This window comes from Actinacidiphila sp. bgisy144 (assembly GCF_057708105.1).
In genome coordinates, this window is the sequence record NZ_JBYIRM010000043.1 from 42,194 (window position 1) to 54,820 (window position 12,627).

Consider the following 12,627-nt stretch of genomic DNA (forward strand, 5'->3'; position numbering starts at 1 on the left):
AGATACGGTGGGGCCCATGACGAGGGAGCAGGAAGGGCAGCCGGAGCCGCAGGACGCGCGCGCCGACGGCAGCAGGGGCACCGACGGCAGCGGCGAACCGGCCGGACCGCAGCCGCCGGCGCGGATCAGCACCCGGGAGGCGGCCCGGCGGCTCGGGGTGAAGCCGGAGACGCTGTACGCGTACGTCTCCCGCGGACTGCTGGACAGCCGCCGCGCGCAGGGCGGCCGGGGCAGCACCTTCGACCCTGCGCAGGTCGCCGCCCTCGCCCGGCGGGGGCGCCCGGCGGCCCAGCCCGACCCGGCGGCTGCCGCGCCGCCCGCGGTGCGGGAACCGGGCGCGGCGCCGGGCGGCGGTACCACCGAGGGCTGGGGCCGGCTGCGCACCGGCATCACCCTGATCGGCCCGGAGCGGTACTTCTTCCGGGGCGTCGACGCGGTCGAACTCGCCGGGGAGTACGCCTACGAGGAGATCGCGGAATGGCTGTGGACGGGCGCGCTGCGGCCCGGCACCCGCTTCACCGCCGCCCCCGCGCCGCTGGCCGCCGCCCGGACGACGGCAGGCGCGCTGCCGGCCGGGAGCGGCCCGATGGACCGGCTGCGGGTCGCCGTCGCGGCGGCGGCGAGCGCGGACCCGCTGCGCTTCGACCTGTCCGAGCCCGCGGTCCTGGGCACCGCGCGCAGCCTGATCGCCACACTGGTGGACGCGCTGCCGCCGGTCGGCCGCGCCGACCCCGGCGGCGGCCCGCTCGCGCACCGGCTGTGGCCGAAGCTGACCGCCGCCCCGGCAGACGCGGCGGCGCTGCGCGTCCTGGACACGGCGCTGTCGCTGCTCATCGACCACGACCTGGCCGCGTCCACGCTCGCGGCCAGGGTCGCGGCCTCCGCCCGCGCGCACCCCTACGCCGTCGTCTCGGCCGGGCTCGGCGCCCTGGACGGGCCGCTGCACGGGCAGGCCAGCGCGCTGGCCCACCGCATGCTCGCCGAGGTCGCGGTGCAGGGCGGCGCCGGGCCGGTCGTCGCGGAGTACCTGCGGGCCGGGCAGCGCGTCCCGGGCCTGGGGCACCGGCTCTACCGGGGCGAGGACCCGCGCGCCCTCGCCCTGTTCGCGCTGCTGGACCAGGTGCCGGCCGCCGCGGACGCGCTCGGCGCGGCCCGCGACGTGGTCGCCACCGCCGCCGCCCGCCACCGCGACCTGCACGCGAACGTCGACCTGGCGCTCGGCGTGCTCTCCGTGTCCCACGGGATGCCGCCGCAGGCGGGCGAGACGGTCTTCGCGGTCGCCCGGACCGCGGGCTGGATCGCCCACGCCCTGGAGGAGTACGCGGAGCCGCCGCTGCGGATGCGGCTGATCGGCGCCTACGCCGGTCCGCGCCCCGGCTGCCCGCTCCCCCGGCCCGACCCGCGCTGACCGGCGCCGAACGGCACGGCCGGGACGCGCCCGACCTGCCCCGCCCCGCCCGGGCTCACACGCCGGTCAGCCGGGGGACGCGCCCGACCAGCTCGGCCCACTCGGCGTCGATCTGGCCGGGCACCATGCGCCCGGCGGACTGCCACTGGGCGACCAGGGCCGAGAACAGCGGCGCGTCCGGCGCCTGCAGAACCGTTACGCCAGGGCCGGGCGCGCTCCCCGTCCGCCAGGCCGCCGGCGTCCCCGCGGCCGGGGTCGCGGCGGTGCCGCTGACCGTCAGATCCTGGCGAACCCACTTCGTTGCTGCCATACGCCGATCAACGAGGACGAGTCGGGTACAGCCACTGCGGCGGCCGACGCGGCACACGAACGAGTGACGGCCGCGCCGCGCGGGGCCGGAATTTCCGGCGGGCCACGGCCGTTGCGACAGTCATGAGCACTGTGGAGCTGACCAAGGAGAACTTCGACGAGGTCGTGTCCGCCAACGACTTCGTCCTCATCGACTTCTGGGCCGCCTGGTGCGGGCCGTGCCGGATGTTCGCGCCCGTCTACGACAAGGCGTCGGACAAGCACGGTGATCTGGTCTTCGCGAAGGTCGACACCGAGGCGCAGCCGGAGCTGGCGGCCGCCTTCCAGATCCAGTCGATCCCGACGCTGATGATCGTGCGGGACAAGGTCGCGGTCTTCGCGCAGCCGGGCGCACTGCCCGAGCCCGCGCTGGAGGACGTCATCGCGCAGGCCCGCGCGCTGGACATGGCCGAGGTGCGCAAGGCGGTCGCCGAGTCCCAGGCCGGCGGCGCGTCCGGGGGCGAGGCGGCCGGCGGCGCCTCCGCCTGAGCCCCGCACCCCCGCCCTCCCCAGCCCTGCCCTCTCCCCCGCCCCGCCCGGCGGCCGACGTGCCGTCCGGGCGGGGTGACCTGCGCGAAGACCCCGGGACACGGCACTGTCAGTGGTCGGACCTAAGGTCGGGGTGTGGAGAGTGTGGTGGCCGTCGTCGCGGACCCGGTGGGGTCCGGCGGTCGGTGGTGCGCGCTCGCGGCGGACGGGGGTGCGGCGGGGCCGGTGCAGGCCGTGCCCGACCTGGCCGCGGCCGTGGCGCGGCGCGAGGCGGCCGAGCGGCCGCGCTGGGTGTGGGCGGCCACCGACGAGATCTATCCATGGCTGCTGGAGCGCGCCGCGGTACGGCCGGGCCGCTGCCATGACGTGAAACTCGTGGAGTCCCTGCTGCTGGGCATGGCCGGGTGGCACGCGCGGCCGCGCTCCCTGGGCGCGGCCTGGGCGCGGCTGCACGACCTGCCCGAGCCGGCGGACGCGCCGGAGCCCGGCGCCGACGACCAGCCGGTGCTCTTCGCGGCCGACCGGCACCATCTGCCGCCGGACACCGACCCGTTGGCCGCGCTGATCGCGGTCTACGCCGACCAGCGGCGCCGTATCGCCGGGAGCGGGCACCCGGACCGTACCCTGCTGCTGTGCGCCGCGGAGTCCGCCGGTGCGCTGGCCGCGGTGGAGATGGGCCGCGACGGCCTGCCGTGGAGCGCGGCCGTGCACGACGAACTGCTCACCGGCCTGCTCGGCGCCCGCCCGGCCGGCGGCGCCCGCCCCGCCGTCCTGGGCGACCTCACCCGGCGCATCCAGCAGGCGCTGGGCCGCCCGGTCAACCCCGACTCCCCCGCGCAGGTGCTGCCCGCCTTCGCCCGGCTCGGGGTGCCGCTGCGCACCACCCGCTCGCACGAGCTGCGCGAGGTCGAACACCCCGCCGCCGCACTCCTGCTGCGGTACAAGGAGCTGTCCCGTATCCATGCCGCGCACGGCTGGGCGTGGCGCGAGGCGTGGGTGCGCGGCGGCCGGTTCCGGCCGGAGTACGTGGTCGGCGGGGTGGTGTCGGGGCGGTGGGCGACGCGCGGCGGCGGGGCGTTGCAGATCCCGCGGCTGCTGCGCGGCGCGGTGGTCGCCGATCCCGGGCACCGGCTGGTGGTGGCCGACGCCGGCCAGCTCGAACCGCGGGTGCTGGCCGCGCTGTCCGGTGACCCCGGGCTGGCCAGGGCCGCGTCCGGCGGCGACCTGTACGCGGCGCTCGCCCTGGACGCGTTCGCCGGTGACCGGCCGCGCGCGAAGATCGCGCTGCTCGCGGCGATGTACGGGCAGACCAGCGGGGAGGCCGGGCAGTTGCTGGCGGTCATGCGGCGCCGCTTCCCGACCGCGCTCGCCCTGGTGGAGGCGGCGGCCCGCACCGGTGAGGCGGGCGGTGTCGTGCGCTCCCGGCTCGGCCGCACCTCGCCCACCCCGTCGGCGGGCCGGTTCCTCGACGCCGACGGTGCGGAGCCGGGGGCGGCCGAGGACCCGGGGGACAGTTCCTCGCCGAACCTGCGGGCCGCCCGCTCCTGGGGGCGCTTCACCCGCAACTTCGTGATCCAGGCCAGCGCTTCGGACTGGGCGCTGGCGATGCTCGCGGCGCTGCGCAGGCGGCTGGCCGTGATCGGCCCGCAGCCGCGGCTGGTGCTCTTCCAGCACGACGAGGTCGTCGTCCATGTGCCCGCCGACCTGGCCCCGGCCGTCGAAGCGGCCGTCACCGAGGCCGGCGAGGAGGCCCGCCGCCTCGTCTTCGGTGCCACCCCGGTGCCCTTCCCGCTGGAGACGCACGCCGTCGAGTGCTACGCGGACGCGAAGTAACGCCGCCTGCCGCCGCGCGCACCGGACCCCGGGCCCCGAAGCCGGGCCCCAGGCGATGAGCCCCGGACCGCGGGCCTCACAGCTCGCCGCGGCGGACCAGCACCGCGAGGACCACGGCGCCGGGGACCAGCGGCAGCCACGTGGTGAGCAGGCGGTAGCCGAGGACGGCGGAGGTCGCGGCGACCCCGGAGGCGCCCGCGGTGACCAGGGCCAGCGCCAGCGCGGCGTCGAGCGAGCCGATTCCGGCCGGGGTCGGCAGCCAGCCCGCGGCGGTGCTCGCGCACAGGTACGCCACCAGGGCGCCGCTGACCGGCACGGGCGCGTGCACCGCGCGGATCACCGCGACGACCACCGCGCCGTGCATCAGCGGGAAGCAGAGCGACCCGCCCCACAGGGCGGCGGCCCGGGCCGGGTCGCGGTGCACCGCCCGCACGTCCTGGACGACCGAGGTGAGGAAGCCGCGCAGCCGGGCGCCCAGCCGGCGGGCGTAGCGCAGCAGCAGCACGATCCCGACGACCGCGGCGGTACCGCCGACGGCCAGCAGCAGCGGGTGGTCCGGCAGCGCGGGCCGCCCGGCGACCACCCGGCGGATGTGCAGGGCGTCGGGGAAGACCAGCAGCGCCACCAGCAGCAGCGCGATCCGCCCGGCGACGGCCGCGGCCGCGCGCACCGCGAGGGCGGCGAGCGCGGCGGTGGGGGTCATGCCGCGCCGGACCAGGAAGCGCAGGTTCACCGCATTCCCGCCGACGCCCGCCGGCAGCACGTGGTTGGCGGCCGAGGCGGCGAACTGCGCGGCCAGCAGCCGCCCGGGCGGGACCGCGCGCACCACGGCGCCCTGGAGCGCGACGGCGGAGAACACCCAGGTCATGACCGCGGCCAGGCAGGCGACCGAGAGCCACTCGCCGTCGGCCGAACCCAGCCGCCCCGCACCGGAGTTGATGACCGTCCACTTGCTGACCAGCAGGACCGCGACGGCGGCGAGCGGTAGGGCCATCGCCGTGGACCGCACGGAGGCGCGCTGCCAAAGGGCTCCATCGGTGCGTGCGACGGACACGGCGACTCCTCGGCGCGTGGGGACGGCTGCTCCAGGCTAGGACCTGGTGGAGCCGCTCTCCTACCCGCCCAGGGCCACTTGGGTCAAAGCGCTGGGGAACATCAGTCGACCGGGGGATTTCGCGCGCACAGGTACGCCTTCCCCCGCAAGGGGGGCCGGCCAGGCGGCGGAGCCGAGAAGGCCCGGTAGGCGGGAGCAGTTGCGGCCGCCGGTCCGCGAGGTGACGCGGACCGGCGGCTCTTCCCTCAGCGCGACCGGGCGGCGGTGAGAGGTCCGCCACCCGGCCGTTGCGGGCAGTGGATCAGGCGGCGGGCGCCGTCCACTGCTGATTGGCGGCCCCGGTGCAGCTCCAGATCTGGAGTCTGGTGCCGTTGGCCGAACTCGGCCCGGTGGCGTCGAGGCACTTGCCCGAACCGGTGTTGACCAGTTCGCCGTTCGGGCCGCGGGTCCACTGCTGGGCCGCGGTGCCGTTGCAGTCGTACAGCTGCGTCGGGGTGCCGTCGGCGGTGCCGGCCGAGGTGACGTCCAGGCACTTGCCCAGCGCCTGGAGGGTGTTGCCGCTCGCGGTCCACTGCTGGGCGGAGGTGCCGTTGCAGTCGTAGAGCTGGACCGCGGTGCCGTTGGCGGAGTTGCCGCCGGCGACGTCGGCGCACTTGCCGCCGTAGCCGGTGATGGTGCCGGTGTGGCCGGAGGAGGTGCCGCCGCTGCTCTGGGTGCCGGACCAGGTGAACGTGGCCGAGGCGCCCGCGGGCATCGTGTAGGTGAAGTGCTCGCCGCCCCAGTCGACGGTGACCGGCTGGGCGGAGGAGGACTCGTTGTAGGCGATCAGCGCCTTGGAGCCGTCCGGGTTCCGCCAGGCGACGTTGCGGATCGTGGAGTTGTCGTCGGAGCTGATCCGGTGGGCGCCGGGCCGGACGAACTTCGTCAGCTGGCCCATCGTGTAGTACTCGATGGTGTAGTCGACCTGCCCGCTGCGGCTGTCGCCGTTGTGCACGGTGACCAGGCCGGTGCAGGTGCCGCAGCCGCCGTTGTGCGGGCCCATGTCCTGGTCGACCGCCAGGCTCCACTTGACCCAGCTCTGGCCCCAGTTGCGGGTGTAGTCGATCAGGTTCTCCATGTCCTCCTTCTGCTGGTTGCCGATCCAGGTGCCGCCGGAGTGCTCGGTGTCGAAGTCCGGCACGTCCGGGTACTTGTCGTGGATCGTGGTCTGCTCGCTGGTGCTGCCCTCGTATCCGTGCCAGGCGATGCCGCCGAAGTTGGGGTCGTCGCGGATCGCGGCGTCGTCGACGGTGGGCGCGGCGTAGCTGTCGTACGAGTCGGGGTTCCAGTCCAGGGCGAGCACCTTCGTGGACAGGCCCGCGGTGTGCAGCGCCGGGAGCAGGTCGTTCTTGGTGAAGTAGGCGAGCCCGGAGCCGTTCCAGTTCGCGCCGGGGTAGTCGCCGCCGACGGTCGGCTCGTTCTGCACCGAGACGTAGTCGATCGGCACGCCCGCGGCCTGGTACGCCTGGATGTACTTCACGAAGTACTGCGCGTAGGCGCCGTAGTACTGCGCCTGGAGCCACCCCTGCACATAGCTGTCGTTGTCCTTCATCCACGGCGGCGGGGTCCACGGGGTGGCCATCACCGTGACGTCCGGGTTGATCTGCTCGGCCTGCTTGGTCAGCGGCAGGATGTCGGTCTGGTCGTGGGCGATGGAGAAGTGCGCGAGGGACGGGTCGGTCTGGCCGGCCGGCATGTCGTCGTAGGTGTAGCTGCTGCGGGCCAGGTCGGAGGCGCCCATCGGGTTGCGCAGGAAGTCCAGGCCGATCCCGTCGACGGGGTCGAAGAGCTTCTTCATGACCGAGTCGCGGGTCGCGGCCGACAGGGCGCCGCTGGAGCCCAGCAGGTAGCCGGCGGTGTCGGTGAACGACGCGCCGCCGCCGGTGAACTGCTGGTACTGCGTGTTCTCGTCGACCGTGACCTGCTGACCGGAACCGCCGGTGCCGGCGGAGAAGGCCAGCGGGGCCTGCTGCTCCAGGCCCTTGGTGACGTTCCGGCCGCCGGAGTCGCTGGTGGTGGTCAGGTAGACCTGGACGCTCTCGCCGGCCGCGTGCGCGGTGGCGGGCGCCGCGAGCATCGGCGCGACGGCCGCGGCGGCGGCCGTCACCACCCCGACGAGGGTGCGCCGCATCCGGGTTGCGCCCGCGCGGGGGCGTGTTGCTGCGCTCATGGTTCGTTGCCCTTCTCGGCAATGTGGCATGGGCTGACATGGGGGGCGTGCGGGCGTACGGGCGTGCGCGCGGTGCCGTGAGCGGGGCGTACGCCCGTACGTCCGCAGTCCGGGCGAGGCAGCCATGCGGCGAGGGGGCCCGCACGCCTGCGCTCATCAGCTGTTCCCGGACTTGTTTCACGACTTTTATCGCGACGTGATTTAACTCGCGCCGTTCCGGGCCGTCAAGGGCCCACACATGCATCGGCGCACTGAAACACCGTGAAACAAAAGGGCGTTGGCCAGCTCGGGTCGATGCCGCTCAGGCCGGTGCCGCTCAGGCCGATGCCGCGCCGTCCACCGACCGCGCCGGGGCGGTGCTCCCGCGCGGCACCAGCACCGGCGGCTCCAACGGGGCCGCGCCCGCAGCCTGCTCCCCCCGGATGTGCGCGAGCAGTACCTCCGCGGCCTGGCGGCCGTACTGGGGCACATGGCGGCTGACCGCGGTCAGCGCGGGGTGCACCAGCCGGCACAGCTCGCTGTCGTCCCAGGCGACGAGGGACAGTTCGCCCGGCACCGGCACCCCCATCTCCTGGGCCACCCCGAGCGCGGCGACGGCCATCACGTCGTTGTCGTAGACGACGGCGGTGGGCCGCCGGGTGCCCGACAGCAGCCGCCGGGTCGCCCGGGCGCCGCCCTCGCCGGTGTAGTCGGTGTAGACGCAGGTGACCCCGCCGATCCCGAACTCCTCGGCGGCGGCCTCGAACGCCTCGCTGCGCTCGCGGGTGTGCACGAAGTGCGGCGGCCCGGCCACCCGGGCGACCTCGCGGTGCCCGAGGGCGGCGAGGTAGGCCACGGTCTCGCGGACCGCGACCGCGTCGTCGATCCACACCGACGGCATCCCCGACAGGCGCCCGGCGTGCCCCACCGCCACGGCGGGCATGCCGAGTTCGGCGAGCAGCCCGGGCCGCGGGTCGGGTTCGCGCAGGTCCACCAGGAGCACCCCGTCCACCCGCCGCTCGCCCCACCAGCGCCGGTACGCCGCCGCCTCCGCGCCGACGTCCTCGGTGACCTGGAGCAGCAGCGCGGTGCCGGTGGCCGCGAGCCCGGCCTCGACCCCGGAGATCAGCCGCATGAAGAACGGTTCGATGCCCAGCACCCACGCCGGGCGGTCCACCACCAGGCCGATCGCGCCGCAGCGGCCGTCGGACAGCGCGCGGGCGGCGCTGCTGGGGTGCCAGCCCATCCGGGCGGCGATCTCCAGGACCCGCGCGCGGGTGCCCTCGGACACGCCGGGCTTGTCGTTGAGCGCGTAGGACACCGCGCCCTTCGAGACGCCCGCGGCCGCGGCGATGTCGGCGATCGTGGGGCGCTTGCGGGGCGAGGCGGGGGGCACGGGCGACGACACGGGGGGCATACGGCCTCGGGCGGTATGGGGCCCGCGGGCGGGCCGGGTGCGGCGGACGGGCCACCCAGCTTAACAACGCTGAACCGGTCCGCAGGTGCTGTCGCAGGCGGCAAGTGGGGGCGCGTCAGGGCGCCGCGGGCTCAACCGGTTGAGCCGCTCCTGCCCCCGCCACCGCGCCCACCGTGCCCGCCTCGCCCCACCCGCGCCGCCGGTCCACCGCCGGCGCCCCCTGCCCGCCGGCCTCCTGCCCACGCGCCGCCCGCCCAGGAAGCACCCCTCAGCCGCGCACCGCGGAGATCTCCAACCGGACGTAGTCCGCGACGGGTTCGGCCAGCCGCGCCGCGACCGCCTTGACGAACGGTTCACGGTCGTCCTCGGCCATGGCGTCCAGCCGCGGCCCGAGGATGAGGGTGGCGAGGAACGCCTCCAGCTGCTCGCCGCGCTCGAACACCGCCGGGTCGGGCCGCAGCCGCACGTCGATGTCGGTGAACCCGGCGGCGGCCAGCCGCTCGCGGGTGTCGTCCACGCCCGCGAACTCCCAGGTGTCGGAGGGGGTGCCGGTGACGTCGGCGACGGCGGCGTTGATGGCCGCGATGTTGCCGCGGCCGCCGCAGTCGCTGACCAGGCGGGCGCCGGGCCGCATCCGCTCGGCGAGCGCGGCGAAGAGCGCGGCGTGGTCCTCGATCCAGTGGAAGGCGGCGACGCTGAAGACCGCGTCGACCTCGCCCTCGAAGGGCAGCGGCTTCGTCAGGTCGGCGAGCACGACCTCCACCTGGTCCAGCCGCCCGGCCAGCCGCTCCCGCAGCCTGTCCAGCATTTGGGCGGAACCGTCCACGGCGACGACGCGGCCGTCCGGCAGCCGGTCGAGCAGCCCCTCGGTGTCGCGCCCGGTCCCGCAGCCCGCGTCCAGCACGCGTTCGCCACCGCGCAGGGGCAGCCGCCCTAGCGTGCGCCGCCCCCAGCCGAGGTGCGGCAGCGGCAGGGAGTCGTACGTCCTGGCGTCCCATTCCCGGGGCATGGCGCTCCAATCGTCCCGCGGCCACCGCCGGCCGCCCGACGGCGGCGGTCCGGTGCCGTCGGGTGCCAGCGTACGCCGATCCGCCCACATGGTGATACCGACGTCTCATATGGCGGAACGACGGAATGCTCACACCGCGGCTACGGCCGGGGCGCCCAGACCGGGGTGCGGTCCCGGTCCACCAGGGCCGCGCGCACGCCCTCGTGGAAGTCGGGCTGCCGGGCGGTGCGGCAGGCGTTCTCCAACTCGTTCGCCAGGCACTGCTCCAGGCTCGCGCCCTCTCCCTCGCGCAGCATCCGGAAGGTCAGGTCCAGGCTCATCGGGCTCGCCCGGTCCAGCAGCGCGCGGGCGTCCTCGGCCCAGGCGCGGTCGTCCGCGCCGCCGCCGGCGGCCGCCGCGGCCAGCCGCTCCCGCACCTGGTCCAGGTCCGGCGCGCCGAAGCAGCGCTCGATCACCGCGCCGCGCCCGGCGAGTTCGGCGGGCGGGGCGGGCACGGCGAACCGCGCCAGCACCGCGTCCGGCGCGCCCCCGTCCGGCCCGGTCAGGGCCTCCTGAAGCGCGGGCAGTTCGGCGGCGGGCACGTAGTGCGTGGCCAGGCCGCACCCGACGGCCGCGGCGCCGGTCAGCCGGGCGCCGGTCAGCCCGAGGTACCAGCCGACCGCGCCGGGCAGCCGCGGCAGGAAGTAGGTGGCGCCGATGTCGGGGAAGAAGCCGATCGCCGTCTCCGGCATCGCCAGCACCGCCCGCTCGGTGGCGACCAGCGCCGAGCCGTGCACCGAGATCCCCAGGCCCCCGCCCATCGCGTAGCCGTCGACCAGCGCGGTGTACGGCTTCGGGTAGCGCGCGATCAGCGCGTTGAGCGCGTACTCGGCGCTGAAGTACGCACGGACCGCCGCGTCGTCGCCGGCCATGCCCGCGGCGCGCATCGCCACGATGTCGCCGCCGGCGCAGAACGCCTTGGGCGAGGTGCTGCGCACCACCACCGCGCGTACCGCCGGGTCCTCCCGCCAGCCGCGCAGCAGCGCGCCGATCGCGTGGACCATGTCCAGGTCCAGCGCGTTGAGCGCGCGGGGCCGGTCCAATGCGATGACGCCCGCGCCCGCGGCGGTGACCTCGCCCCGTACCGATGCCGAGGCCCGTGCCGTTCCCATCCGCCGCTCCCGCCGCTCGCCGTCCGCACCGGGGGCGCGCCGCGCCGGCCCGGCCCCCGCCGTAAGGAGGCCGCCCCGGCGGCGGCCCCGGACCGACCCTACGCGGCGGACCTCCGCCTTGATACGCTGCCGGTGAGCCGTGACTGGCGTGCTGGGATGGGTGCAACCATCGGGAAGCGGCTCGTTCTGGACCGAAGTGCCGTACGCCTGGGCCACCCCGTTGCCGAAACCTCCGGAGGACCCCGCCATGGCCGAGCCGTCCGTCCCCTCCCACTCCGCCTCCCCGCAGCGCGACTCTGTCGCCTCGACCGCGTTCCGCAGCGCGCTGGAGGTCGTGCGGAGCGTCGAGCCGCGGGTCGCCGACGCGATCGCCGCCGAGGTCGCCGACCAGCGCGAGATGCTGAAGCTGATCGCGAGCGAGAACTACGCCTCTCCCGCGGTGCTGCTGGCGATGGGCAACTGGTTCAGCGACAAGTACGCGGAGGGCACCGTCGGCCGCCGCTTCTACGCCGGCTGCCGCAACGTGGACACCGTGGAGTCGCTCGCCGCCGAGCACGCCCGCACCGTCTTCGGCGCCGCGCACGCCTATGTGCAGCCGCACTCCGGCATCGACGCGAACCTCGTCGCGTTCTGGGCGGTGCTCTCGCAGCGGGTGGAGCGCCCGGCGCTGGAGAAGGCCGGCGCCCGCCAGGTCAACGACCTGTCCGAGGCGGACTGGGCCGAACTGCGCGCCGACTTCGGCAACCAGCGGATGCTGGGGATGTCGCTGGACGCCGGCGGCCACCTCACGCACGGCTTCCGGCCGAACATCTCGGGCAAGATGTTCGAGCAGCGCAGCTACGGCACCGACCCGGCGACCGGCCTGGTGGACTACGACGCGCTGCGCGCCGCCGCCCGCGAGTTCCGGCCGCTGATCCTGGTCGCGGGCTACTCCGCCTACCCGCGGCTGGTCAACTTCCGCATCATGCGCGAGATCGCCGACGAGGTCGGGGCGACGCTGATGGTGGACATGGCGCACTTCGCCGGGCTGGTCGCGGGCAAGGTGCTCACCGGCGACTTCGACCCGGTGCCGCACGCGAACATCGTCACCACGACCACGCACAAGTCGCTGCGCGGTCCGCGCGGCGGCATGGTGCTGTGCGACGACGCGCTCGCCGAGCACGTGGACCGCGGCTGCCCGATGGTGCTCGGCGGCCCGCTGCCGCACGTGATGGCGGCCAAGGCGGTGGCACTCGCGGAGGCGGCCCGGCCGGAGTTCGGCACGTACGCGCACGCCGTGGTGGACAACGCCCGCTCCCTCGCGGAGGGCCTGCTGCGGCGCGGCGCGACGCTGGTCACCGGCGGCACCGACAACCACCTCGCGCTGATCGACGTCTCCTCCTACGGCCTGACGGGCCGCCAGGCGGAGGCCGCGCTGCTGGACGCGGGCATCGTCACCAACCGCAACTCGGTGCCGCAGGACCCGAACGGCGCCTGGTACACCTCCGGCATCCGGATCGGCACCCCGGCGCTGACCACCCGGGGGCTGGGCGCGCCGGAGATGGACGAGATCGCCGGCCTGATCGACACGGTGCTGACCGCCGCCACGCCCGCGGCCGCGGCCAAGGGCGGCACCTCGAAGGCGAACTACGTGCTGGACCCGGCCGTCGCGGAGCAGGTCGCGGCGCGCTCCTCGGACCTGCTGGCGGGCTTCCCGCTCTACCCGGGGATCGACCTGAGCTGACGCCCGC

The 12,627-nt window shown here is 75.6% G+C and carries 10 protein-coding genes and 1 riboswitch; of the genes, 4 read left to right on the forward strand and 6 right to left on the reverse strand.

The features are described from left to right. The first annotated feature begins 16 nt into the window (after positions 1 to 16). Positions 17 to 1,408 carry a citrate/2-methylcitrate synthase gene (locus AC3EVP_RS33310; protein ID WP_435136542.1) on the forward strand — a complete coding sequence of 464 codons (1,392 nt, stop codon included), beginning with the start codon at positions 17 to 19 and terminating at the stop codon, positions 1,406 to 1,408. A gap of 55 nt (positions 1,409 to 1,463) precedes the next feature. Here the strand turns inward: AC3EVP_RS33310 and AC3EVP_RS33315 are convergent, their stop codons facing one another. Next, complete coding sequence (locus tag AC3EVP_RS33315; protein WP_335976379.1) at positions 1,464 to 1,718, reverse strand: hypothetical protein; 255 nt, start codon at positions 1,716 to 1,718, stop codon at positions 1,464 to 1,466. A gap of 122 nt (positions 1,719 to 1,840) precedes the next feature. On the opposite strand from AC3EVP_RS33315, the gene trxA reads away from it, so the two are divergent. Then, complete coding sequence (trxA, locus tag AC3EVP_RS33320; RefSeq protein WP_435136546.1) at positions 1,841 to 2,245, forward strand: thioredoxin; 405 nt, start codon at positions 1,841 to 1,843, stop codon at positions 2,243 to 2,245. A 135-nt stretch (positions 2,246 to 2,380) separates the two neighbouring features. Beyond that, positions 2,381 to 4,078 (forward strand): bifunctional 3'-5' exonuclease/DNA polymerase, encoded by a 1,698-nt coding sequence (locus AC3EVP_RS33325; RefSeq protein ID WP_435136549.1) that lies wholly within the window; start codon positions 2,381 to 2,383, stop codon positions 4,076 to 4,078. 76 nt (positions 4,079 to 4,154) lie between these two features. Here AC3EVP_RS33325 and AC3EVP_RS33330 read toward each other — a convergent pair whose 3' ends face one another. From AC3EVP_RS33330 to AC3EVP_RS33350, 5 genes are all read right to left on the reverse strand, one after another. Next, the gene (locus tag AC3EVP_RS33330; RefSeq protein ID WP_435136552.1) at positions 4,155 to 5,132 is read right to left on the reverse strand and encodes a lysylphosphatidylglycerol synthase transmembrane domain-containing protein; all 978 of its coding nucleotides are present in this window, start codon (positions 5,130 to 5,132) and stop codon (positions 4,155 to 4,157) included. A 301-nt stretch (positions 5,133 to 5,433) separates the two neighbouring features. Continuing rightward, positions 5,434 to 7,341: a ricin-type beta-trefoil lectin domain protein gene (locus AC3EVP_RS33335; protein ID WP_435136555.1), complete on the reverse strand. Its 1,908-nt coding sequence runs from the start codon at positions 7,339 to 7,341 to the stop codon at positions 5,434 to 5,436. Positions 7,342 to 7,657: 316 nt separating this feature from the next. After that, positions 7,658 to 8,728, reverse strand: coding sequence for a LacI family DNA-binding transcriptional regulator (locus AC3EVP_RS33340; RefSeq protein WP_435136558.1), 1,071 nt, complete (start codon positions 8,726 to 8,728; stop codon positions 7,658 to 7,660). A 277-nt stretch (positions 8,729 to 9,005) separates the two neighbouring features. Next, the gene (locus tag AC3EVP_RS33345) at positions 9,006 to 9,746 is read right to left on the reverse strand and encodes a class I SAM-dependent methyltransferase (protein ID WP_335976392.1); all 741 of its coding nucleotides are present in this window, start codon (positions 9,744 to 9,746) and stop codon (positions 9,006 to 9,008) included. 140 nt (positions 9,747 to 9,886) lie between these two features. Further along, positions 9,887 to 10,897, reverse strand: a complete 1,011-nt coding sequence (locus AC3EVP_RS33350) for an enoyl-CoA hydratase/isomerase family protein (protein WP_435136561.1) — start codon at positions 10,895 to 10,897, stop codon at positions 9,887 to 9,889. Between the two features lie 129 nt (positions 10,898 to 11,026). Continuing rightward, positions 11,027 to 11,117: riboswitch (ZMP/ZTP riboswitch) on the forward strand. 27 nt (positions 11,118 to 11,144) lie between these two features. Between AC3EVP_RS33350 and AC3EVP_RS33355 the strand changes: the two genes are divergently transcribed. After that, positions 11,145 to 12,620, forward strand: a complete 1,476-nt coding sequence (locus tag AC3EVP_RS33355; protein WP_335976398.1) for a glycine hydroxymethyltransferase — start codon at positions 11,145 to 11,147, stop codon at positions 12,618 to 12,620. The last annotated feature ends 7 nt before the right edge of the window (positions 12,621 to 12,627 follow it).